This window comes from Polyangium jinanense (assembly GCF_028435265.1).
Taxonomy (GTDB): Bacteria; Myxococcota_A; Polyangia; order Polyangiales; family Polyangiaceae; genus Polyangium; species Polyangium jinanense.
In genome coordinates, this window is sequence record NZ_JAGTJK010000032.1 from 26,190 (window position 1) to 48,798 (window position 22,609).

The 22,609-nt window shown below is 67.3% G+C and carries 18 protein-coding genes; 8 read left to right on the forward strand and 10 right to left on the reverse strand.

Features of this window, described 5'->3' with window-relative positions; genetic code table 11:
• Positions 1-11: 11 nt before the first annotated feature.
• Positions 12-611, reverse strand: a complete 600-nt coding sequence (locus KEG38_RS37440; RefSeq protein WP_272425215.1) for a hypothetical protein — start codon at positions 609-611, stop codon at positions 12-14.
• 117 nt (positions 612-728) lie between these two features.
• Here KEG38_RS37440 and KEG38_RS37445 point away from each other — a divergent pair, with 117 nt between their 5' ends.
• Positions 729-2,345 (forward strand): DUF8224 domain-containing phage-derived protein, encoded by a 1,617-nt coding sequence (locus KEG38_RS37445; protein WP_272425216.1) that lies wholly within the window; start codon positions 729-731, stop codon positions 2,343-2,345.
• A 2-nt stretch (positions 2,346-2,347) separates the two neighbouring features.
• Here KEG38_RS37445 and KEG38_RS37450 read toward each other — a convergent pair whose 3' ends face one another.
• From KEG38_RS37450 to KEG38_RS37465, 4 genes are all read right to left on the reverse strand, one after another.
• Positions 2,348-3,205, reverse strand: coding sequence for a hypothetical protein (locus tag KEG38_RS37450; protein WP_272425217.1), 858 nt, complete (start codon positions 3,203-3,205; stop codon positions 2,348-2,350).
• A 10-nt stretch (positions 3,206-3,215) separates the two neighbouring features.
• Positions 3,216-4,592, reverse strand: a complete 1,377-nt coding sequence (locus KEG38_RS37455) for a TolB-like translocation protein (RefSeq protein WP_272425218.1) — start codon at positions 4,590-4,592, stop codon at positions 3,216-3,218.
• A gap of 67 nt (positions 4,593-4,659) precedes the next feature.
• A complete protein-coding gene (locus KEG38_RS37460; RefSeq protein ID WP_272425219.1) occupies positions 4,660-5,142 on the reverse strand; it encodes a DUF1579 domain-containing protein in 483 nt (160 codons plus the stop codon).
• Positions 5,143-5,215: 73 nt separating this feature from the next.
• Positions 5,216-5,725 (reverse strand): hypothetical protein, encoded by a 510-nt coding sequence (locus KEG38_RS37465; RefSeq protein ID WP_272425220.1) that lies wholly within the window; start codon positions 5,723-5,725, stop codon positions 5,216-5,218.
• Between the two features lie 87 nt (positions 5,726-5,812).
• On the opposite strand from KEG38_RS37465, the gene KEG38_RS37470 reads away from it, so the two are divergent.
• The 7 genes from KEG38_RS37470 to cysS all read left to right on the forward strand — a co-directional run bounded on the left by KEG38_RS37470 (position 5,813) and on the right by cysS (position 12,142).
• The gene (locus KEG38_RS37470; RefSeq protein WP_272425221.1) at positions 5,813-6,466 is read left to right on the forward strand and encodes a methyltransferase family protein; all 654 of its coding nucleotides are present in this window, start codon (positions 5,813-5,815) and stop codon (positions 6,464-6,466) included.
• Positions 6,467-6,482: 16 nt separating this feature from the next.
• Complete coding sequence (locus KEG38_RS37475; protein ID WP_272425222.1) at positions 6,483-7,238, forward strand: glutathione S-transferase family protein; 756 nt, start codon at positions 6,483-6,485, stop codon at positions 7,236-7,238.
• Positions 7,239-7,247: 9 nt separating this feature from the next.
• Entirely contained in the window at positions 7,248-7,781 is a 534-nt protein-coding gene (locus KEG38_RS37480; protein WP_272425223.1) for an HD domain-containing protein, read from the forward strand.
• A complete protein-coding gene (locus KEG38_RS37485; RefSeq protein WP_272425224.1) occupies positions 7,756-8,124 on the forward strand; it encodes an RNA polymerase sigma factor in 369 nt (122 codons plus the stop codon). Before KEG38_RS37480 ends, KEG38_RS37485 begins: the two co-directional genes overlap by 26 nt.
• Positions 8,121-8,954: a nucleotide-binding enzyme gene (locus KEG38_RS37490; RefSeq protein ID WP_272425225.1), complete on the forward strand. Its 834-nt coding sequence runs from the start codon at positions 8,121-8,123 to the stop codon at positions 8,952-8,954. The genes KEG38_RS37485 and KEG38_RS37490 overlap by 4 nt, the downstream gene beginning before the upstream one ends.
• A 43-nt stretch (positions 8,955-8,997) precedes the next feature.
• Positions 8,998-10,377: a cytochrome P450 gene (locus KEG38_RS37495; protein WP_272425226.1), complete on the forward strand. Its 1,380-nt coding sequence runs from the start codon at positions 8,998-9,000 to the stop codon at positions 10,375-10,377.
• A gap of 322 nt (positions 10,378-10,699) precedes the next feature.
• Entirely contained in the window at positions 10,700-12,142 is a 1,443-nt protein-coding gene (cysS, locus tag KEG38_RS37500) for a cysteine--tRNA ligase (protein ID WP_272425227.1), read from the forward strand.
• Positions 12,143-12,187: 45 nt separating this feature from the next.
• Here the strand turns inward: cysS and KEG38_RS37505 are convergent, their stop codons facing one another.
• The 5 genes from KEG38_RS37505 to KEG38_RS37525 form a co-directional block, all read right to left on the reverse strand.
• Complete coding sequence (locus KEG38_RS37505) at positions 12,188-12,349, reverse strand: hypothetical protein (protein WP_272425229.1); 162 nt, start codon at positions 12,347-12,349, stop codon at positions 12,188-12,190.
• Positions 12,346-14,460 carry a patatin-like phospholipase family protein gene (locus KEG38_RS37510; protein WP_272425231.1) on the reverse strand — a complete coding sequence of 705 codons (2,115 nt, stop codon included), beginning with the start codon at positions 14,458-14,460 and terminating at the stop codon, positions 12,346-12,348. Before KEG38_RS37510 ends, KEG38_RS37505 begins: the two co-directional genes overlap by 4 nt.
• An 11-nt stretch (positions 14,461-14,471) precedes the next feature.
• Positions 14,472-16,091, reverse strand: coding sequence for an SIR2 family protein (locus tag KEG38_RS37515; protein WP_272425233.1), 1,620 nt, complete (start codon positions 16,089-16,091; stop codon positions 14,472-14,474).
• On the reverse strand, positions 16,088-19,984 hold the full coding sequence (locus KEG38_RS37520) for a serine/threonine-protein kinase (protein ID WP_272425235.1): 3,897 nt from the start codon (positions 19,982-19,984) through the stop codon (positions 16,088-16,090). Before KEG38_RS37520 ends, KEG38_RS37515 begins: the two co-directional genes overlap by 4 nt.
• Before the next feature lie 75 nt (positions 19,985-20,059).
• Entirely contained in the window at positions 20,060-22,285 is a 2,226-nt protein-coding gene (locus KEG38_RS37525; RefSeq protein WP_272425237.1) for a COR domain-containing protein, read from the reverse strand.
• Between the last annotated feature and the right edge of the window lie 324 nt (positions 22,286-22,609).

The following is a 22,609-nucleotide window of genomic DNA, read 5'->3' on the forward strand; positions in this document are numbered from 1 at the left end:
CCCGCCCCGCGTCAGTCGGCCAGGACGGAAATCGCGGCGAACAGCACTTGTCCGTTCGTTTGTGAATCGACGCGGACTTGATGCACGTTTCCGGCGCGGAATGCCTCTAGCATTTCGTCGGGGCCGAGTTGGAAGGAGCCAATCGGGTCGTCGTCGACCATGTCGTCGTCGAGCAGCTCGACGGCGAGCCGTGCGCTCCCGTCGAAGGGCACGTTTTCGAATGTCGGCGGCCCTTGGAATTGCGGGGTGAAGCTATCGGACTGGCCTGTGAGACGCACGGGCGCGCTTTCCATGGGGCCGACGATCTTTGCGCGCCCTTTCACGTCGGGTTTGTCGAGTGCCTCGTTTGCGGGTGCGGCGAGGGCTTTGGCGATCTCCACGTAGGGCACGCGCCCGCGCAGGAGATTGCCGAGGAGGTCGATCTGGCTCGGCTCGATTTGCCCTACGCCGTCCCAGATCTCGCCGCCGAGTTTGCAGGGGGCCACGGTCACGCCGTGGAGCATCACGCGTCCCGAGGCAGGCATCGATCCTGCGTAGGATTCGGCCCCGTTGGCGGCGGGGGAGGGCCCGCAGCCGAGGAGGAAGAGCGCCAAGAGGAGCGGCCACCGCATGAACCACGACGGTAGGCGGCCTTTTGGGCAGCGTCAACCGGCCGGCCGCTTTCGAGCGGCCTGGGCGCTCTCCCCTTGCAATTGGCGGAGCGCCGCGGTGTCATCAGGAGCGCGACCATGCCCGATCTTCCTTCTCCTCCGACGGCTGCGGCTCCTTCGATCGACGACCACTACGACGACCTGCTCGCCTCGATTCGCGCGCGCTTCGGAAAACGCACCAAAGACAAACCGAGCTTGTTCACCACGCGCACGCCGGCGCTTTACCAGGTCTTCCTCGACGCGGTCCCGGCCGAGCTACGGCAGACCAACACCTGCGCCGCTTGCCGGCACTTCGTGAATCGGTACGGTGGCATCGTGGTCGTCGATTCCGATGGAAGGGCGCGGTCTGCGCTCTGGGATCCGGAGACTGCGCCCGAGCCCTACACGAGCGCGATCCGGGCGCTCGCGAAGGCTGTGGCCGAGGCGCCGATCGACGGCGTTTTTCTCTCGGACGAGACGGTTTGGGGAACGCCGCAGACGGGCGCGTGGGAGCACATCGCGGTCACGCCTTCGAAGGACCTCCTCCACAAGCCCACCTTGATCAAGACGAATGCGCAGATCATGGCGGAGAAGCGCCAGGATCACGAGACGCTTCTCCGCGGGCTCGAGGCGTTCTCGATCGACGTCGTCAAGCAGGCGCACAAGCTCGTCTCCACCGAATCGCTCTATCGATCGGAGACCGTCCTCGGCGTGGCGAAATGGCTGCTCGAGCTGCACGAGACGCGTGCCGCTGCGAAAAACGCCCGCGCGCGGGAAAATCTCACCTGGCTCGCGGTCGCCCGTGCGCCGGCCGGCTTCTGCCACGTGCGCAGCAGCATGATCGGCACCTTGCTCGAAGACCTCGCGGCTGGCATGCCGTTCGCGGAGGTCAAGAGCCGGTTCGCCGCGAAGATGCACCCGCTCCAGTACCAGCGCCCGCAGGCGGCGCCGACGACCGGAAACCTCGCGCGCGCCGAGAAGATCGTGGAAGCGCTGAAGAGCGCTGGCGCGATGGAGCGGCGCTTCGCCCGGCTCGGCGACATCGAGACGTTGTGGGTTCCAAAGGAGCCCAGGCCGAAGGGGCAAAAACCGGGCGTCTTCGACCACCTCAAGCCCGCGGCGAAGCTTGCCGTCGACATGGACGTCCCGCCTGTCACCATGACGTGGGAGAAATTCGCGCGGACCGTCCTCCCCGAGGCGGAGAATATCGAGTTTTTCGTCCCGGAGACGAACCAGTCGTACATCGGGATGGTCACGGCCAAGCACGCGGACGCGCCGCCGCTCTTGCAATGGGACTTCGAGGATCGGCGAAACCGCGTCAGCTCGTACGTGTACGCGAACGGCTCGCCGCCTGCGCGCTGGAACCTGAAGCCCAACGTGTACCATCCGGTCACGGCCATCGCCTTGCAGCCTTGGATGTGGAATCCGAAAAAGATCCTCACGCACCACGGTACGGGCGTGATCTTCATCCTGAAGGACGCGCGGGATCGGGACTACAAGCAGGGCGCCGGGTTTTTCCCGAGTTACCTGCGGAGCGAATACCACGAGATTCGCGCCACGATGGAGGCGTACGCGCAGAGCGCGGTCGTCGAAGGCAAGGACACGGCCGAGGCTTGCGGGATCAGCCTGGTCAAGGGATCGACCTGGAACCTGAGTTTCCGCGTGGCCTCAAAGGGCGGCATGCGCGTCGTGTACAAGCTCGATCGCTGGGATTGAGGTCAAAAGTGCCGCGCAAAAGGCGGTGCCGGCTTCCGCCGCGGCATTCGCTCGAACTCGTGCGACCACGTCTCGACGAGCTCACCTCTCCGCAGCGCACACACCACGAGCCGCCCGTCCAGCGTCGCACCGTAGAGGTGATCTCGATCGAGCCAATCGAGCCACACGTGGTTCGAAAGCGGGATCTCCCGCCCATCGTTCCCGACGAGACCATAGTGGTTGCGATACCGCCCGACCCGCCCCTCGTCCTGGTCGAAGCCACCCTGCACGACACGCAGCACCTCGCGCGCGCCGCCGACCGGGCGCCGCTTCTGGAGCACCGCCTGGCGATGCTGGTCCCAGATGTCGCGTGGATCCCGCGGCGGTGAATCCTCGGCCTCGACAAACCCGATTCGCCGCTCGGCCGCGAGCTGCATGGCGTCGATCCTCTCGATGTTCCACGGGCAAAGGTCCGCCACATCGGCGCCATGATGCAGGTCCTGGCGAGCGTGGATCTCCGGCCGGCCGGAGGCGCGGGACGAGAAGAACATGCCCCGCGTCCAGGTCCCGGCCTCGCGCCAGGCGAGCAGACAGGTGAGCCACGGGGCGCGTGAAAGGCCGCTGAATTGATGAGGCCAATCGGGATCCCCCGGCGCTTTCATCGCGAAATAAAGCAGATAGCGTCCGTCCGGCGAGAGAGCGCAGCGTCGCGGGTAGAGCGTTCCGAAAAACATGGCCCCGGGCTCGACGTGGTGGGCGTCGAGGTCCCAAAGGTGCAGCGACCAGCACTTCTGGCGGTGTGTGATGAAGGCGAGCGCGCGCGGCGCTTCCGAGGCGCGCAGGAGGTACACACGCGGGAACGAGAGGGTTTCGCCGGCCATGCGCAGCGCCTCAGGGAACGGGGCTCCACGAGGCGCCGCCGCCGTACGCGATGAAGGCGGGGACGGCTTTCGTGTCCCGGGTGTCGACCACGACGACGCTCCGGATCGTCGGCTCGCAGCCCACGTATGGGCATAACGAGAGCGTGAAGGCGAGGTGATGATCGTCGGGCGCCCAGGTGGGCTCGAGGGCGCTGTAAAATGGGCGCGGGAAGGCGTCGGTCAGCGCGCGCTCGGCGTTGCCGTTCGCATCGAGCACGGAGATCTCGATTCGGTAATCGGCGCCGAACCCGCCTTCGCGCACGGACCATGCAGCGGCGACCTTCGTTCCTTTCGGAGAAACCTCCGGATGCAGCGAGCCCGCGACCCAGAACGAGCCGAATCCTCGAATGCCGCTGCCGTCGGGGGTCGTCGTGTAGAGCGAGGAGCGCTGGCAACAGAACGATCCCGTCGGGCTCGCCGAGAACAGCAATCGATCCCCGAGCCGCCGGGCACCGCTGAACATGTGATTGCCGGCGTCCGAGAAACTGCGGAACTTCCGCGTCGCGACGTCCACGGAGGCGAGATGCTCCGCCTCGAACACTCCCGCGACGAGGTAGAGCATATCGCCTTTCGGGGAAAACGCGGGATGACCGAGAGAATCCGGCTCGCCCACGCGATGATCCTCGCCACTCGCCACGTCGACGAGGTGCAGCTCCTCCGACAGCCCGTCGGGCGACCCGCTCGTCGCCGCGATGTAGGCGACGCGGTTGCCGTCCGAGGTGATCGCGAACGACGGCTGATAACCGTACGCGCCGGCGAACTTGCGGGTGATCGGCCGCTGGTCCGTGCCATCCGCATTCATCAGGAAGACGCGCCAGACCATCCCGTCGCGGTTGCTGAGAAACGCAATCCGGCGACCGTCCCCGAGAAACACGGGCGCCTCGTTGCGCTGTGACTTTCGCGTGAGCTGCGCCTCCGCGCCTTTCGCGAAATCATACGTGAACACATCACCCGAGCGCGTGAACGTGATGCGCCCGGACGAAAGGCCGAGATCCTTGACGAGCCCGAGCCGCGGCGGCTTCTTGTGGGCCTCGGGTCCGCCGATCCCCTGATACCCCTTCACCCAGTCGTCGAACGTGCCAATCGTTTTGCGCGGCGCCTCGGGCGGCGCTGCGGCGGCGGAAGCCTCGGGCGGTGGCAAGTACGGGGCCGCCGTGCCCTCCGCAGTCGCGGCCGCGGGCGGCGCGGGAGATGCAGAGCTCGGCGAAGGCGCGGCGGCGCTGGCCGTCGACGCCGCGGAGCTCGTCGTGGCGGCCTGCTCGTCGTGGCTCGTTGCCTGGGGCTTGCACGCGGCGAGGGGCAGCCAGATCAGGCCGAGAAATCCAACATGCGAAAACCGAAACCTCACGGCACGCCGGACGATACCAGAGTGCGCGGGGATAGGTAAGGGACGATCGCGCAATCGTCCCCTCGGCTCACTTCGTCCGCCGATAGTTCTGCCGCATGATCTCGGACCACTTCCCGTCCTGGCCCATCATCTCGGACCGGAGGACGCGCTCGTCGTTGCTCTTGATCTCGATGATGTCCTTGTACGGCGTCATCTTGCCCGGAGCGGAGAAGTCCGGGCCCTCGGTGTGGAGCGTCAGCACCTTCTCCTCCGCGTCCAGCGAGCCGTCGTGATAGACCCACAGGTATTCCATCATCGAGCCGACGAACGTCCCCACGAAGGCCTTTTTCGCGGGGTCATAGCCGAACGTCCACATCATCTGGTTCGTGGATCCGCCGGGCACCGCGCCGCGCGCCTCACAGAGAACCCAGATGTCGCCCATCGACCGCACGACCTCGGTCCCGGTGAACTTCTGGAGCTTGCCCGGCTCCATCTCCGCGTCGTGCTCGTACGTCCACTCGCCCACGAGCTTTTGCAGCCAGAGATGCTCTTTCGTCGGTTCGACCTTCATTCGTACCTCCCTTGGAGACGATGGTTCCTGGTCAAACCATGATCCGCACCCGACGTCAATGCGGGAAATGTGCTCACCGCATCAGGAACGGCGCGTGCCGCTCGAAGAAGGCAAACACGGCAGACTTCGTCACGACGAACCGCTGCCCGAACCGAGCCTCGAGCAAGCCGCGGACCTCTCCGGCCTCGCTCCGGTTCATGAGGCTGAACATCCGTGGTTTGTCCTCGTCCGCGGTGACGTACAGCTCGTGCGCCATGGCCGTGAGATGCAGGCGTATGCCGCGGACGTGCTCGCAAGGAAGCCGCTCGACACGTTTGGCTTTGCCCACGAGCTCGTCGCACCACGCCTCGGCCGACCCGCCCTTCGGTCCTCGTGGACCATACGTCGTCTCACCGATCTCGCCGACGACGTCGAGGTTCGCGCGGATCCCCGCCACGGCGCCCGCCTTCACGGCGGGCATGATGCCGAGGTCACACTGCACGATCTCCGCGGGGAAAAAGAAAAAGACCCAGTTCGAAAGGCCTCCGCGGGACGTGAGACCCGTGAGGACGATGGTTCCTTCGCTCGTGGGGTTGGGGTCCATTGGGGGAAAAGAAACAAGAAAGGGAGGGACTGTCAATGTCATTTCGCTTGACGTGCCGTCGATGGATCCCCAAGCCTAGGCCCGCTCATGCAACCCGCGTTCGTCGCTCTGGTTCTATTCGTCGTTTATATGACCGTCGCCTTCGGGCTCCGGACCTTGCAGCACCTCCGGACGACCGGATCGTCCGGCTTCCAGGGCATTTCCGGCAGGCCCGGCTCGGCCTCGTGGTTCGGAGGCGTGCTCTTCGTGCTCGCCCTCGTCCTCGGGGCGCTCGCGCCGGTGCTGGAGCTCGCCGGCGTCGTGCGGAGCCTCGTGGCGCTCCCGCCGTGGGCGTTCTGGTGCGCCGTCGCCCTGGCCGCCGTCGGGACGCTGGCCACGTATGCCTCGCAGGTCGCGATGGGGAAGTCGTGGCGCATCGGCGTCCGGGAAGCGGAGCGTACGGAGCTCGTGAGCGACGGGCCCTTCCGGATCGTTCGAAACCCCATCTTCTCGTGCATGCTCGTCACGGGGACGGGGCTCGCGTTGATCCTGCCGAACGTGCTCTCGCTCGTCTCCCTGATCTGCCTTTTCGTGGCCGTGGAGCTCCAGGTGCGTGTCGTCGAGGAACCTTACCTCCACCGGACGCACGGCGAGCGATACGCTGAATACTGTCTCCGCGTGGGTCGGTTCGTTCCGGGCCTCGGGCTGCGTCGTTTTGCCGCAAGCGCAATTCGTTCGCTCGACGTCCCGCCCAACCTGTAGGATGCTCGGCATCCCAATGGAAAACAAAAAGACCCGGCTCTACAGCATCTCGTTCTCCCCCTGGTCCGAGAAGGCCCGCTGGGCGCTCGACCATCACCGCATCTCGTACGAGGAAGTCGAGCACTACCCCTTCGCGGGCGAGCTCCGGCTGCGCATCCTCCTCCGCAAACCGACGGGGCGCGTCACCGTCCCGATCCTCGACGATCGCGGCGCCCTCCTCACCGATTCGTTCGACATCGCCCGTCACGCGGACGCCGTCGGCGCGGGGCCGAAGCTCTTCCCCGCGGGCCGGGAGGCCGAGGTCGAGGCCTGGAACCGCCGCAGCGAGACGACACTCGCGGCGCTCCGGGCGATGATGATGCTCAAGTTCGTCGACGATCCGACGTTCGGAAGGGCCGCCCTGCCGCGCGGGACCCCGGAGGCGATCGTGCCGCTGCTCATGCCGATCGGCCGCGGCGCGATGCAGCTCTTCGTCGCGAAGTATCGAATGCGCGACGGCGCGGAGGCCCACCGCGCGGTGGCCGAGGAGGGGCTCGAGACGCTCGACAAGGCGCTCGCCGAAGGGCAGAAGTATCTGCTCGGCGACACGTTTTCCTATGCGGACATCGCGATGGCGCTCGTGCTCCAGGTTGTGAGCCCGGTCGACAAGCGGTTCATGCCCACGGGCCCCGGCGGTCGCGCGGGCTGGAGCAACCCGGACCTCGCCGAGCGGTATGCTCGTCTCGTCAAGTGGCGCGACGAGCTCTACGAAAACCATCGCCGGTGGGTGTGACCGTGTCCCGTGGGTGAGCGGCGTGATCACCAGCGCCGCGCCCCGGTGATGTACGACGAGCTCCTCCCACTGCTACTCGCCCTCGACGGAATACGCCAGAACCCCGCGTATCACCCCGAGGGCTGCGCTCTCTACCATTCCCTTCAGGTCTTTGATCTCGCGCGCGCCGCATGCGCCGACCGCGCGCTCTGGGCCGCGGCGCTCTTGCACGACGTGGGAAAGGCGATATCCTCGCCTGACCACGACGCGCTGGGCGCCGATCTGCTCGACGGCCTCGTCTCGCCCCGCATCGTCAGGCTCGTGCGCCACCACCTCGACCTTTTGCACGACCCTGGGCCCACCAAGCGCCGCCTACGCGGGACCGCCGCGCTCGCCGATCTCCAGCGCCTGCGCCGCTGGGACGTCCTCGGTCGCTCCCCTCACGCCACCGTGATGTCACCCGAAGACGCGCTGTCGATTCTCCTCGACGGCCGAGATCTCTCCCTCCTCGACCCCGGCGGCGAGCCCGCCCCCATCCATGACCCACGAAAGGAGCTGTTCTGACGGCAAAAGGCACCGCGCCCGCTTGGTCGCGAGCCTCGATCACATCGACGCGTCTCGTCACCTCTATCACGACGACGAGGTTTCCGAGGCGCGCCTCCGCCTCCACGACGCCGTGCGCGACGCCGTCGCAACGGTCTTGACGGACAAACAGCGCGAGGTCGTCGAGGCGTATTTTTTCGAAGGCCTGTCCCAGGGCGAGATCGCACGCCGTCTCGGCGTCACGCAGCAGGTCGTGCAAAAACGTATCTATGGCGCCGGGCGCGGCGGCCGCACCGTCGGCGGCGCGCTTCGCAAGCTCCGTGACGCCCTCGCGCCGCTCGTGGCGCGTCCTTTCCCCACATGAGCAGCGAACGAACCGGAGGGCTCCGCGGCAGGATCGCCACGGAAGCCGCGCGCCTCATGTACGAGGAGGGCGTCAAGCAATACTTCACGGCCAAACGGATGGCAGCAAGGCGTCTGCTCGGCCGTGCGGGCGGGAAAAACCTGCGGTATCGGCCCCAGGACTTGCCCTCGAACGGCGAGATCCGCGACGCGCTGCTCGCCATGGCCGAGCTCGCCGAGGGCGAACGGCGCACGCGCCGGCTTTTCGCCATGCGTGTCGTCGCCCTCCGCGTGATGCGCGCCCTCGGCCCCTTCGAGCCGCGCCTCATCGGATCGGTCAGCACGGGGCACATCCGCCGCGGCAGCGACATCGACATCCAGGTCTTCACCGACGACGAGGACGCGTTCGAGCGCCACCTCGCGGGCCTCGGGTGGGGCTTCGAGCGGGAGCGGGTGAGCATCTTCAAGTTCGGCCAGATCCGCGAATACGTGCACCATCACGTCGCAGACGTTTTCCCGGTGGAGCTCACGGTCTACGAGAGGCGCGAATTGCGGTTTCGACCTCGCAGCAGCACCGACGGTCAGCCCATTCAGCGCGTCAAGATCCCGGCGCTCGAAGCGCTCCTCCGCGCGGAGCACCCCGAGGCGTGGGCGCAATACGAGGCCGACGGGACCGTCTTCGATCTCGACGAGATTCTCGCCGAGGAAGAGGACGAGGATGCGCCGCTACCGGGGCCATTCGACGGGCTGCTCGATGAGGAGCCCGCCGAGGCGGCGTGGCCGGAAGGCGCGGAGGACGAGCCGGACGAGGATTACGATCCGCTCCCAGGTTTCGAAGCGTACTCCGATTGACAGCGCCTCTCGGCCCGGTTATGGCTCGGCGGGAGGGGATTGCATGCATACGCTGCCGCCCGGACCCGAGCACCTCGGCCTGATCGACACGCTTCGCTCGAGCTTCGGGGCTCCGGCCCCCGTCATTCGCCGCCTCGCCGCGCAGCATGGGGATCCCTTTCGCGTCGGCACCTTCAACGGGCCGATCACGTTCATTGGCAACCCCGCGGCGATCCGCGCCATTTACACGGCCGATCCCGAGACGTTCGAGCCGTTCGCGGTCGAGGTGACCGAGCCCATCTTCGGGCGGACATCGGTCGTGGTCTCGACCGGGCCGCGCCATCGCCGGGATCGCAAGCTGCTCGCGCCCCCGTTCGCGCCGGCCGCCGCGAAATCGTACGCAACCGTCGTGGCCGAGGTCGCGCGGGAGGAGGCCTCGCGGTGGATGCCGTGCCAGCCGTTCTCGATGCTCGAGGCCATGCAATCCATCGCGCTCGACGTGGTCATCCGCGTGGTGTTCGGCGTGAAGGGCGAGGCGCGGATCCGCGACGTCCGCGCGGCCGTGCTCGATCTCATTCACGCGATGAATCCGCTCGTCCTCATCATGCCGGCGATCCGGCGCCCCTTCGGCGGATTCGGCCCCTGGGCGCGCATGCTCCGGGCCACGGCGGCGCTCGACGCGCTCTTGTCCGAGGAGATCCGCGCCTTGCGCGCTTCGCGTGAAGACCGGTCCGACGTGCTCGGGCTCATGCTGAAAGCGCGTTATGAAGGCGGCGAAGGGCTCAGCGATCAGGAGATCCTCGATCAGCTCCGCGCTTTGCTTTTTGCAGGGCACGAAACCACGGCCGTCACCCTGGCCTGGGCCTTTTCTTGGCTCCACCGCGAGCCCGACACGCTCGCGCGGGCGCTCGCCGAGATGGACGCCCTCGGGCCCGAGGCGCCTGCCGAAAAATTCCTCGGCTTGCCTTACCTGGAGGCCGTCTGCCTGGAGACGCTGCGTATCGTGCCGCCTGTGGTCAGCGTCGGGCGCGTGCCTCGAAAGCCGTTTGCCCTCCTCGATTACACCATTCCCCCGGGCGAACCGCTCGTCCCCTCTCCGCTCCTCGTGCACGGACGCGAGGATCTTTATCCCGAGCCTGCGCGATTCCGCCCCACGCGTTTTTTGGAGCGGGATTTTTCCCCGTTCGAGTTCATCCCGTTCGGCGGGGGATCCCGTCGCTGTCTGGGGGCGACACTGGCGATGGTGGAAATGAAGGTCGTGCTCGCCGTCCTCTTGCGCGAATATCACTTGCGGCTCGCGAGCGCGGCCCCGATCGAGCACGTGCACCGGGGCATCACGATGGGGCCGCGGGGCCAGGTGCCGATGATCATGGAAGGGCGTCGGGTGGAACGGCGGCCGAGCGCAGGCGACGCTTGCCTCGGCCGCGGTTCCGCGGTAACGTAGAGCCCTCATGCGAAGCTCTCGGCGCACGTACCCGCTCGCTGCCCTCGCACTCCGTTGCGACGGCCGCTGTTGTCGTCGCTGAAAAGCGTTCCTGAGAGATAGGCCTACGAGAGGCACGCGCGCGCCGTCGCGCTGGGCGGACATCCGCCCGTGGATCCGGCGCGCCTCTGCGCCCTCGTGGCCGCGGGAGCGCCGCACGAGGGCATAACGCCAAAGCTCGCGCGCCGAAGGGGCGCCATGCATGCGGGCCATTTCGGCGTGATGCGCGCGCGGGGCGCTGCCGCTTTGGTTTCGTACGTCGATGCCCAGAGGAGGATGTTCCATGGCGATCCAGACTTTCGATACGCTCTCGCGACAGAAACAGGCGGCTTTTCCGGACACGCAGCAGCGCGTCGGCATGTACCTGTGCGGCCCCACCGTGTACGGCGACGCGCACCTCGGCAATGCGAAGACCGCCGTTGCATTCGACGTCGTCCGGCGATGGATCGAATACCGCGGCCACCGCGTGCGATTCGTCTCGAACGTCACCGACGTCGGTCATATCACCGAGGACGCGCTCGACGAAGGTCGCGATCGTATCGCCGAACGCGCGGCGCTCGAGCGGGTCGAGCCGATGGAGATCGCGGATCGGTATTTCTGGAAATACTTCGACGAGATGGGCCGGCTCAACGTGCGCAGGCCCGACGTCACGCCGCGCGCGAGTGGCCACATCCCGCAGCAGATCGAGCTCGTGGAGGAGCTCCTCTCGCGCGGCCTCGCCTACGTCGCGGACGGGTCGGTGTACTTTCGGGTCGCGGCGTTTCCCGGCTATGGAAAGCTCTCGCGGCGGGTGATCGACGAGCTGGCCATCGGGACACGGGATCTCGTGCGCGGGAACAAATCCGATCCGCGTGATTTCGCCATGTGGAAGAAGGCCGACCCGTCCCACGTGCAGCGCTGGAAGTCGCCCTGGGGCGAGGGGTTTCCGGGCTGGCACCTCGAATGCTCGGCCATGGGCTTGCAATACCTCGGCGAGGGCTTCGACATCCACGCGGGCGGGCTCGATTTGCAGTTCCCGCACCACGAGGCCGAGATCGCCCAGGCCGAGGGCGCGGGCCGACGCTTCGCGCGGCTCTGGATGCACGGGAACATGCTGACTGTGAACGGAGAAAAGATGTCCCGCTCGAAGGGCAATTTCACCACGCTCGCGGACTTTTACGCGAAGCACGATCCGCTCCTCCTGCGGTTTCTCTTCGTGCAGAGCCATTACCGGGCGACGGCCGAGGTATCGGCGGAGACGCTCCAGGCGGCGACCTCGGGCCTCCGTCGGCTGCGGGACCTCCGGCGCGAGCTCGCGCGGCGCGCCGGGGGAGGGCCTCCAGGCCATGCCGAGGCGCTCGAAGCGCGCCTCGCCGCGGCGCGTGCTGCCTTCGAGGCGGCCATGGACGACGATTTCGACACGCCCGCCGCCCTCGCGACCCTCTTCGTGCTGGCCCGCGATCTCCAGGCCGCGCTCGCGGGTCCCGTGCCGCAGGGCACGATCCTCCACGCGCTCGAGCTCGTGTCGTCGCTCGGCGAGGGCGTGCTCGGGCTCCTGCCGGAGGAGCGCGACGCGCCGGATGCGGAGCGCTTCGACCGGGTGATTGCATTGCTCCTCGAGGAGCGTGCGCGCCACCGCGCCGGCCGCGATTATGCCCGGGCCGACGCGCTGCGCGCGGGGCTCGCGGCGGCGGGTATCGAGATCGAAGACGGGCCCGACGGGGCGCGGTGGACGATATCTACATGAGAGGCGGATTCGTGGTGGCAGGCGCGGGAATCAGATCGCGCGGCGTCACGCCGTCTGCGACGTGGCGGCCCGGCGCTCGTCCCACCACGCCCGGAGCGCAGTGGCCTCCGCGCCGACGGTCGTTTTGGCCGCGTCTTCGAGGCCTTTTCGCTCCTCGGGCGTCAGGTACCAGCTCAGGGCCGCGTCGCCCGAGAACTCGAACGTCACCTGCTGGAAAAAACTCCCCCGAACCGTTTGTCGAGGTGGAAACGCCGCGCCACGGCCTCCACCTGCTCGTCGTTGCGGAAGCGCATCACGCTCTCCCGCGCCGAGAGCACCGCCGAAATCGGGGACGTCATGCCTTCGAGGGCCCGCGCGATCCGGGCGCTGAAATCGTTGCCCGCGGTCTCCGGCCGCTCGATGCCGTCGCGGATCTGCACGAGCAGGATACCGCTCACGTTCTCTTCGATCCAGCTCGTCCGGAGCAGCTCGTCCAACCAACAACACGCGAGGTTCACGCCATAGTTGTCCCAGTAGCCCGCGTCCACGACGCGCCTGCGGGGCACGGTCGGCAGCACGGCGGCGGGGGACACGAACGGGAAGGAGGCGCTCATGCGGGCCGCCGTCGCGAGGCGCAAGGTGTCCCTCGATTGCACCGGAAAGAGCCGCCCGAGCTCGTACCCGGAGCGCGCGTACACGACGCGCTGGCCCTCCTCTCCGATCGCCGGCCCGTGCTGGACGAGGAGCGCGTCGAGGCAGAGATTCGAGATCAGCAAGCGTTTCCCGTCCTCGACGAGCATCGGGCTCCATACGAGCGAAGGGCGCCACCCGGCCCTTTCGTCGGGCCCGAGCAGGGAGAGCTTCGTGCCGAGGGACGGCATGTTCTCCACGAACGCGTTTTCGAGCGCCGTGCCCCGGTCGTGGAGCTCTCGTTCGCCCAGGGGTTTCGTCCACTCCCAGATACGCGCGGGCAGCTCGCTGAACACGAGCGCCGCGGCCACGCGCGACAGGCACTCCTTGGCCACGTTGGCGACGAGCCAGTCCGATCCCTCGGCGTCCGGGGCGGCTTCTCCCGCCGTTGCTTCTTTGTGATACTCGGACGAACCCGCAGTGATCGTCGGGCCTTCGAGGGTCGCCACCCAGTACGATGCGCCCACCATGCCGCCGGAGGCGCCGCTGATCATGCGGACGTGATAAGGAAATTCTCGACGCTCCGAGAGATCGAGCTGTCTTTCGAGCTCGCGGAGGACGGCCGCGGTCCAAACCGCCGCGCGGATCCCGCCGCCGCTCGTGCAGACCAGCACGAGGGGCCGCTTCCGGCCGCTCTCGTCCGTCCAGCGGAACTCGGCCATGGACCGCGGCAAAAGGCCCGATCCGCTCGCGCCGGTCGCCTCGTAGTCCGCGAGGTGTGTATGCCCGGCCGCCTTGCACCCGCGCTCGCAAGGCTCTTGTTCGAGGGCCGGATAGACGTCCTTCAAATCGGCGAACCTGGCCCGATATCGTTTCCGGCCGAGCACGTAGAGCAAAAGGACGGCTCCGCCGACCAGCAGCATGGAATGCCACTTTTCGAGCCAGTACACGAAAAAGCCATCGATCGCGCCGAGCAGCGCGAAGAGGACGCAGAGGCCCGCGGCCGCGGGAATCTTCCTCGCCGGGAGGCAGCTCGCCACGACGTACATCCCAGCGAGGAGCGCGAAAAACGCCGTCGCGTACACATGCTCGTGGAGCATCTCTCGGGGCGCGTCCGCTCGAAAGTCCGCAGACAGGCAATGGCCGATGCCGTGGATGCACGGCCTGATGCGCTCACCGATGCCCTGAACACGCGAAAGGATCGCGCCGTTCGTCCCGCCGAAAATGAAGCCCAGCGTGAGGACGAGGCCGAGCTCCGCTCCCAGCAGCGTATAAACGGACGTCCCGAGACGTTCGAAGATCCGCTTGGGGTCGCTCCACGGGACCCCGTTCCATTTGTAGAGGACGCGGGAAACGACGGAAGCGACGACGACCATCGCCAGCACGCCCCAGAGCGCGCCGAGGTAATTCAGGACGTCGAGGGGAATGCCGTGCCCGCGAGAGCGATGAAGCTCGTCGGGCGAGACCAGGTAGCTCACGTAAAAGAGCTCGCTCGCGAGCAGCGCCATGGAGAGCCCGATGGCGAACTGGGCCTTGCGGGATTGTCCACGGAACAGGTACGGCAGGCCAAACGCTCGCCCGAGATCGTAAAAGAGCATCCCGAGGACCACGACCAGGGCCCCGAGCAGGAGCAGGTGCCTCGAAAAATCGAAGACGACCTGGATCACCCACGGCGGCGCGGCGATGAGCTTGCAAAAGGCTTCCGTCATGGATCGTTTCGTCAGGGCGTTCGCGGCCACCCGAGCCGGTGCAAAAGCGCCTCCAGGTGTTTCCACGCCGGCGCCGATTTCACGCTCGGGTCCCGATCGACCTCGTCGAGGAATCGCTGCAGCTTGTCAGCGAGCCCGCGCTCGGTATCACTCAACGCGCCCTCGAAGCGCGGGTGCAAGAGGTACGCAGTCGTCCCCGTCCGGGCGAGCAAGCTGTCGAGGAAGAGCTCCAGCCGCCGTGCAGCCTCGGCCCATGCCTTGTCGCTCTCCTCATTTCGCCCGGCCGGGGGCGGCGTCGATTGCATGTTCACCCAGTCGAGATCGTTCCCCCAGAGGCTTTGCTCGAGCGGCGACCAGAACAGCGAGAGCGCCGTGCCGAACCGACCGACGGGCGAGCTCGCGTCCGCCTTCGCGGGCACACGCGCGCGCCGGACGGCATCCGCGATCCGGTGGAAATTGTCGTCACGCAGGGAGAAACCAATGAACAGCATGTGACGCATCAGGAGCAGCGCCTGCACGATCCCCGCGAGCGCCTGCCGGCGGAGGTCGTATCGCATGTAATCCTCGCGCGTCAGGACGATGTTGTCGGGATCCGTGACGCACCCGTGCATCTTGAGCACCCAGCGCGAAGCCCCGGAATGGGGCTCGTGGGGCAGCACCGAGACCGTCATCCCGGCCGCGTTCGAGGCGCGCTCGAACAGCGTATCGTAGTTCGTCGTGATGACCTCTCGCGCGGGGAGCGCGGCGAGCAGCGCATGCGACAGGGCATACCCGTGGACACGGGCAAATGCATCCGCGATTCGCGCCCCCAGGATGCGCTTGCTCGCCTGCGGCTGCATGCCCGTCTCCATGCGCAGCTCGATGGCGCGGGCCTGATCGAGCGCGCCGAGTTCCTTCAAGGCGCCGAGCTCCTCCTCGTTCATCCCGGCATCCCGAGCGAGATCCCGGATCAAACCTCCCCAATCCGGCAGGCCGGCATTCTTGCTCACGCCCGCGCCGATGAAGAGCACGAGATCGCCGTTCGCGGCCACGTGCGCGAGACGCTCCCCCGTGCGCCATAGCTGTTCATCGAGATCGGGCCAGGCCGAGGGATCCGCACCGCGTTGCGCCTGCGCGGACGCATACGTGAGTTCGTCGTTGCTCACGAGCGCGATGTCCACGTCCTTCGCAATGGCCAGCCGCTGCAGGACCGGGACGAGCGCGCGCACGATGTCCCCGGTCCAGTGCCGCTTGCCGCCGTACCGCGTGCCGATGACGGGCAGCGCGAGCAGATGCTTGGCCCGCCCATTGCGCGGAGGCGACCCGTTCGCGCGCAGGTCGTCCGTCACGCGCTCGATGAACTCCTCGGCGCCCGCGACGAACCACGAGACGTCCGTGCTCGGGACGGCCCCGACGTTGCCGACCCACGGGCGTGGTAGGTGGTCTTCCCATTCGACCACCTTGAGCACGCGTTGCGTTCCGCGCCGCCATTCCTCTGTCGGCTGGGCCCAGCGCAAGGACCCACCCTGGAGATGGCTGAACGAACGTGTCCAGCTCCGCGACGGCATCGCGTCGATGTCGCAGGGCACGAGCCACGCGTCGCAGGAGAGCAGCGTGAGATCGCCGTGCACGATGAAGAGGTGACCGCTCATTTTCGTCTCCACTCGCGGGCGAGCGCGAACACACGAACGTTATCCTTTTTGGCGAGGTAACGCGAGCGGCTCGTGGGGTCGTGGATGTTCTCGGCGCGAAGCGTGATCTGCCTCCGCGTCTCGTCGAGGGCGTCCCTGCCGGCCGCGGGGTCCCCGGCGGCGAACAATGTCTCGGCGACGGCGAGGCGGAAGGGGACGTCGAAATAGCCGGCCCCGTCGAGCGCGAGAAACGATGGCAGGCGCTTTTCCACGGTCGCGAGGGCCTCGTCCACGCGGCCGCAGGCGACGAGCGCGCGCAGGTGTGTGCCTCCGTGCCAGTACATGAGCATGCTTCCCGCGTCTCCCACGGCGGTGACGGCCCGCCGCGCGTGCGCCTCGGCGAGCGACGCCTGGCCCCGAGAGAGCGCGATTTCCGCAAGGACACGAAAGCTGGCAGCCTCGTAGAACGCACCCACGTGGGCGCCGAGCGCCCTCCGCGCGAACGCCTCGCTCTCTTCCAGGCGCGACGGGCCGTCCCATTCGAGCAAGGTCTCGCTCATATAAAATGCCGCGTTCGCGATCTGATACCCGTCCTGGATTCGCTCGGCGATGGAGAGGGCCTCTCGCGTATACGCCTCGGCGGCATCCCGATCGCCCATCTCCCGCGCCGCGAGGCCGTGGAGGACGTGCGCCATGCAGAGCTCGTGAAATACTCTCCCCTCGGCGAGCACCTCCACACCCCGGGCGGCGAGCGCTCGGTTCTGCTCCAGATAGGGCTCCACGTACATCGCGGCGAGTGCCTGCCACATGAGCGCGAGGCCGCGCGCCCGGGGTTCTTCGAGCGCCGGGAGCTGCCCGAGGCGCGCGCGGGTCTTTCGACGTACCTCGATGAGCGTGACCGGAAAAAGCGCCGTGGCGATGTAGAGCAAATTGGCGGTCGCACACACGAATGCGGGGAGCGCGTCGGGAGGAGGCTCGACCTGACACACATCCTCCGCGAGCTTGAAGAAAGGATCGAGGGCCTTCATCTGCGGCAAGGCGTGGATCATCCGCTCCGCCGTCCGGCACCACCACGAGCTCCCTTTCGGCAGGATCGAGAGCGCTTCGAGCCCCGGCGAGGTCGACTCCGGCCACACCCCCAGGCCGAATTTTGCGATAGCGAGGACCGCGAGGAGCTCCCCGCGGAGAAGGCCCTCCGCCCCGCAGGCGAGCCCTTTCGACGCGCGTTGCGCCGCTTCCCGGAGATCGTTCCGCCCGAGCGACTCCGCGGCCGCATTTGCGTAAAACCGCGCGGCCCGCGCGAGGTCTCCGCCTTCCTCCGCGTGCCCCGCGAGCGCCATGGCGTCGGCCTCGCCTGCGCCTTCGAGCCATGCACCCGCCGCGAGATGCGCGGTGTTCCGATCCGCCTCCGTCACGAGCCCATACGCCGCGTCCTTCACGAGCGCGTGGCGGAAGCCCATCTGGATTTCCCGTGGAAATCGGCTTTCCTTGTGCCGCTCGACGAGCTCCTCCTCCACGAGCCGCGCGAGCCACCCGTCCACGTCGTCGCGCGCCCCCCACGCCGCGATGATTCGACGTACCGCGCCTGCCCAGAACATCTCGCCCACGACGCTCGCCGCGCGGAGCAGCCGCCGCTCCGGCGACGATAGTTTCGACAATCGCGCCTGGAGCATGGCCACGACCGTCTCCGGCGCTTCGCTCATCTTGCCTTCCGCCGCGGCCCGGATGAGCTCCTCCAGGAACAACGCATTGCCCTCGGAGAGGTTTCCCATGCGCTCGACCATTTCGGGGCTGATGGCATTGCCGAGCACGCTCTTGATGAGCCGCTCGATCGCCCGCCGGCCGAGCGGCCGCAATGACATTTGATGCATCCGCGAGGGGGCCATGGTTGGCAGCAGCGCGCGCGTCTCGGGCCGGCCCAGGCAAAACACGAACAGGGGCATCTCGCCGTCGCTGCGCAGCACGCTCCGCACGAGCTTCACCGTCAGCGCGTCGCCCCAGTGCAGATCCTCGAGGACCAGGATCACGGGCTGCGCCGTGCACGCGGACGCCATCCACGCGGAGAATGCTTGCCCGATCTGCTCCTCCATCACCTGCGCGTCGTTTCGCGCGGCGAGCAGCGGCGGGCTCGTCTCGGCAGGGAAGGGGACGCCGCAAAGCTCGCCGAGGAACTCGCCGACGCGCCGCCGGTTTTCCGCGTCCACGTGCGCGCAGAGCCGCTCGATCACGACCTCTCGCGCGCGCTCGGGATCCTCGATCGCGTCGAGCCCCGCATGTTTCCGCAATGCGTCCCGCAAGACCCCGTACGGCGAGCCCGCGGTCAGCGGATCGCCGTGGCCCACGAGGAGCAACGCCTCGGGGTACGTCGCGCGAATCCGGCGCGCGAGCTCGCCGAAGAGCCGCGATTTGCCCGTCCCCGGCGGCCCGAGCAAGAGCATTCCTTGCGGCTCACCGTCCTCGAGCGCCCGCCCGAGCAGGCCTTCGAGCGCCATCAGCTCGACCTCGCGCCCGACGCACGGCGTCGGTTTGCCGAGCAGCAATCGCCCGGCGCCCTCGTCCGGGCGCTCCGCGAGCAAGAGCGTCCCGTTCGCCTTGTCCCGGGTGACGAACCGCGTATCGAGCAGCGCGGCCGTGACCGTGTCGAGCCAGACGCCCTCCTCGGTCGCGTGGCTCTGGTCTTCGAGCAGCTTCATGGCTCGCGTGACGGCCTCGTTCATGCGTGCCCTTCGCCGCATGGATGCGCGGCCCGTCACCACGCCGATTCGCGCATCGGGCCAGAGCTCGCGCAGACAGAGCGCGCCGCGCGCGGCGATGCGCGCCTGGTCCGTGACCATTCCGCGTGACGTGATGGACGCGAGGATCGAGCCCTCCGCGAGCTCCTCCAGATCGAACCTGAGGAGCGGCAGCGCCCGCCGCGCCGCCTCCATGCGGTCCTTCTCCGTCGGCGGAGCCTCGCCCGGATCGCCGCTCTCCGAAGGGCCGAACGTCGCGAGCACGACCGTCACGAGCGTCTGCTCGCCCGCCTCCCGCGGCGCCGCCGGGCCGTGCAGCGATACGGGCAGGGTTTGCTCCGCTGTGACCGCAGGCAGCGCGGAGACGAGGGTTCGCAGCGCCGCGCCGTCCCTCGGACGCCGCTCGGCGTTTCGGTTCAGCATTCGAAGGAGAAGGTCCTCCCATTCTTGCGGGACGGCGGGGTGCAGGGCGCGCACCGGGGTGGGCTCGTCGTAAAGAATGCGCGCGAGCACGCCCGCGACATGTTCCGCGTCGAAGGCGGGCCGCCCCGTGAGGCATTCGTAGAAGATGCACCCGAGGGAAAACACGTCCGTCGCCGGCCCGATTCTCCCGCCGTCGGTGAGCTGCTCCGGCGCCATGTATTGCGGCGTTCCCACGTGCGTGCCCGTGGCCGTGATCGGCTTCGTCGGCCGGAGCGGCCGCGCGATGCCGAAATCGAGCAGCACCACGTCCGCGCTCGCCCCGCCGCGCAGGAACAAATTCGCGGGTTTTACGTCGCGGTGCACGATCCCCTCGGCGTGCACCGCCGCGAGCGCCTCCGCCGCGCACGCGAGCACGGCGAGCGCGTCCTCCGCCGCGAGCGGGCCTCGCTGAAGCACGCGGTGGAGATCCTCGCCGTCGAGCCATTGCATCGCGAGATACGCGTGCCCGGCATCGAGGAGCCCGCGCGCGACGTAACGCACGATGCGCGGGTGCTTGACCCGCGCTAGCATCGCCGCCTCGCGCTCGAAGCGGGAGGGGGTGTCCTTGGCGTCCGTCGGCAGCGGGATCAGCTTGAGCGCCACCGCCGCGCCCTCCGAACGGTCGATCGCGCGGTAGACGGTGCCCATTGCGCTCCGCGCGACGAGGTACTCGACCTCGAACCGTCCGGCGACAAGCTCCCCCGCCGACAGGATACGCATCCTGGGCCCCTCCCACCGTACCTACGCGCTACGTAGCCTACTGGACGCGCAGAGCCGATGGAAGGGTCAACGTTCTCAGACCCGATACGCGGCGGCGTGCTTGTCGCAAAGCCAGAGGTAATGGCCCTCGGGGGTGAGCACCTTGCGCAGACCGCCCCAGGCTTTTCGAGGATCCAGGTCGTCGAGCAGGCTGCGCACGATCCGGAGTGTGGCCCCGTCGACGCGCTCCAGGCGGTCGTCTTCGTGGCGATCGCGGAGCGAGAGGGAATCGTCTTCCTCGCCCTCGATCTCCGGGAGCTTCTTCACGAGCTCCTGCATGAGTTTGATGTCGTTCGCGAACATCTTCTGGTACTGCTCCGGGGCGAATCCCGCGGCTGCGCCGATGAGCGGGGCCGTATACTTCAGGATCGAGGTCACCTTCTCGATGTAAGGCGCGATCCTCCCGAGCCATTTCGGCGAAAGCCGTGTCTTGTATCGCCCACTTTCCACCGTGAGGTGCGCCTCCCCGGGCGCCTCGCAGACGAGGTGCAGCTCCACGGTCTGCCCGAGCAATCTTTGCTTCCAGGCCCCGCCCCGATCGGGCCGGAGCACGAAGAGCGAGGGGCAATGCGTCTCCTCGAGACCCCGCATCGCCTGGAATGATCGCAGGAGATCGCGCTGTACGATCTCGGTCAGAGCGCGGATGTGTGTCAGGTGCTCGTCCTGCTTCGCGGTCATCACGTCGAGTTTGCGCATCACCTCGTCGAGGGTCGAGGCTGTCAGGCCGAAAAGCATCTCACGGATGTCCACGTCGGGGTTCTCGATGTCGCCCCCGAAGGCCACGGGGCATTGAATGAGCATGCGTTTTCGTTCGAGCGCCTTCTGAAGCTGCTCGAACTGGAATTCGTGGGTGCAGGGCAAACCATCGTGCCCGGGGCAGGGGATGAACCGCTCCACCCTGAGGCCGGGAAAGCGTTTCAGCGTGAACTCAAGGCCGTCGCGTAGCAATGTAAAGAACCCGTGCGGGGCAGGGCCTCGGACGGTGAGGTGGAGGCAACGCCCCTCGGGGAAGGCCTGCACGAGAGCGAGGTGGTCCTCGGGGCCGTCCGTGAAAAGGGCGCCTTGGCGAAAATGGATACGCGTCGTGAAGCGATGCGTGCGGGCGATGAACCAGGTCGGGATGCCTGCGGGCAGCGTCGCGTCGACCTGGAAACGCATCGAGACCTCGCGTTGGCCCAAGCGCTCATCGAATTGGCGTTGCAGTTCGGGCGGGGCGTCGTGGGAAAGGCGCTCGACGACGATGCTGACCTCGCGGTTGTCGAGGGTACGGTAGGAGAGGTCGAATTGCTCCATCAGACGCAGGAGATGGTCCTGCAGGTGCTGCGGGATGTCCCTCGACCAAAGTCGATCCATCTCGGCGTGTGTGAAGATGCCGCGGCGCTCGATGACGTCGCTCGATTCGAGCACGCGGCTGATCGCCTCGGTGGCCCAGTGGGGGTCGAGCAGGACGATGTCTTGGAGCTCGGGGTTGTCCTGAAAGAACAGGATGTCGCCCAGCTCGTGCAGCCAGGTGGCGAGAATCTTGTGGCGGTCCTCCTCGACACCGTGGGCCTTCATCGTCGCCCAGAGATCTTGGGGAATGATGTGATTCTTGTCGATTGCGCGAATAGCGTTCGCTGCATTGAGCCACGTGCGAGGCCAGCTCTCGCCCATCAGGGGGAGATTCGCAGCGTGCTCGGCGATCGCGTGGAAGAGTGCCTCGATGCCCGAGGAAGTCTTGTTGCTGACGGCGTATTGTTCCACGACCTGCGGGTATCGCTGGCGGATGTCGCGGAGCGGCAGATCGGCCGAGCGTTCGTCGACGTGCGTGGCGACGAGCAGAATGGGGGACTCGGGGGCACGCGCACGGATGGTGTCGAGCCAGTAATAGAGGCGGCCTTGCTCGTGGCCGTGGCGCGCGTTCCAGACGAGCAAAAAAATGGACCGGTTCGTGAGGAAGAACTGGTGCGTCGCGTGATAGATCTGCTGGCCGCCGAAGTCCCAGGTCGAGAGATCCATGGCTACGCCCTTCTCCGTCGGGTGCGGGACCTGCAGGGGGCGGACGGCGATGCCGTGGGTCGTCAATTCATTTGGGTTGAAAGTCTCGTCGCGGAGTGCTCGGAGGAGCGAGGTCTTGCCGACGCCGCCCTGACCGACGACGAGGAGCTTGGAGATCCATTGCCGAGTGCGGCTGCGAGCTTGGTCACGGAGGTAGGCGAGGACGGCGTCTGAGCCTTGCCCCACGATCTCCGGCGGGATGCGTGAGAGAGGGCAATCTTTCACATCCAGCCTTGTGAGATTGGGAAGTTTGCCGAGCTCGACAGGTAGGTCCTCGATCGGATTCCCTCGCAGCAACAGCATTTGCAGATCTTGGAGCGCAGCGATGGCCGGGGGGACACGGCGCAATCGGTTAAATCCCAAGCAAAGTGCCCCCAGGCGCTTCAGCCGAAGAGCCCAGGGCGGGATTTCTTCCAAGGCGCAGCCGTAGAGCTCGAGTACGCAAAGGAACTCCAACGCTTCGAGGTTGGGCAATTCCACGTCGGTGAGCTCGGAACATATGAGAACGGTCAGCTCCTTGAGCGACGACACAACCCGCATGTCCCTCAA

Coding starts and splice junctions, on each gene's coding strand:
- KEG38_RS37440 (WP_272425215.1), bottom strand. CDS start 611: ATGCGGTGGCCGCTCCTCTTGGCGCTCTTCCTCCTCGGCTGCGGGCCC.
- KEG38_RS37445 (WP_272425216.1), top strand. CDS start 729: ATGCCCGATCTTCCTTCTCCTCCGACGGCTGCGGCTCCTTCGATCGAC.
- KEG38_RS37450 (WP_272425217.1), bottom strand. CDS start 3,205: ATGGCCGGCGAAACCCTCTCGTTCCCGCGTGTGTACCTCCTGCGCGCC.
- KEG38_RS37460 (WP_272425219.1), bottom strand. CDS start 5,142: ATGAAGGTCGAACCGACGAAAGAGCATCTCTGGCTGCAAAAGCTCGTG.
- KEG38_RS37465 (WP_272425220.1), bottom strand. CDS start 5,725: ATGGACCCCAACCCCACGAGCGAAGGAACCATCGTCCTCACGGGTCTC.
- KEG38_RS37470 (WP_272425221.1), top strand. CDS start 5,813: ATGCAACCCGCGTTCGTCGCTCTGGTTCTATTCGTCGTTTATATGACC.
- KEG38_RS37475 (WP_272425222.1), top strand. CDS start 6,483: ATGGAAAACAAAAAGACCCGGCTCTACAGCATCTCGTTCTCCCCCTGG.
- KEG38_RS37485 (WP_272425224.1), top strand. CDS start 7,756: ATGACCCACGAAAGGAGCTGTTCTGACGGCAAAAGGCACCGCGCCCGC.
- KEG38_RS37490 (WP_272425225.1), top strand. CDS start 8,121: ATGAGCAGCGAACGAACCGGAGGGCTCCGCGGCAGGATCGCCACGGAA.
- KEG38_RS37495 (WP_272425226.1), top strand. CDS start 8,998: ATGCATACGCTGCCGCCCGGACCCGAGCACCTCGGCCTGATCGACACG.
- cysS (WP_272425227.1), top strand. CDS start 10,700: ATGGCGATCCAGACTTTCGATACGCTCTCGCGACAGAAACAGGCGGCT.
- KEG38_RS37510 (WP_272425231.1), bottom strand. CDS start 14,460: ATGACGGAAGCCTTTTGCAAGCTCATCGCCGCGCCGCCGTGGGTGATC.
- KEG38_RS37515 (WP_272425233.1), bottom strand. CDS start 16,091: ATGAGCGGTCACCTCTTCATCGTGCACGGCGATCTCACGCTGCTCTCC.
- KEG38_RS37520 (WP_272425235.1), bottom strand. CDS start 19,984: ATGCGTATCCTGTCGGCGGGGGAGCTTGTCGCCGGACGGTTCGAGGTC.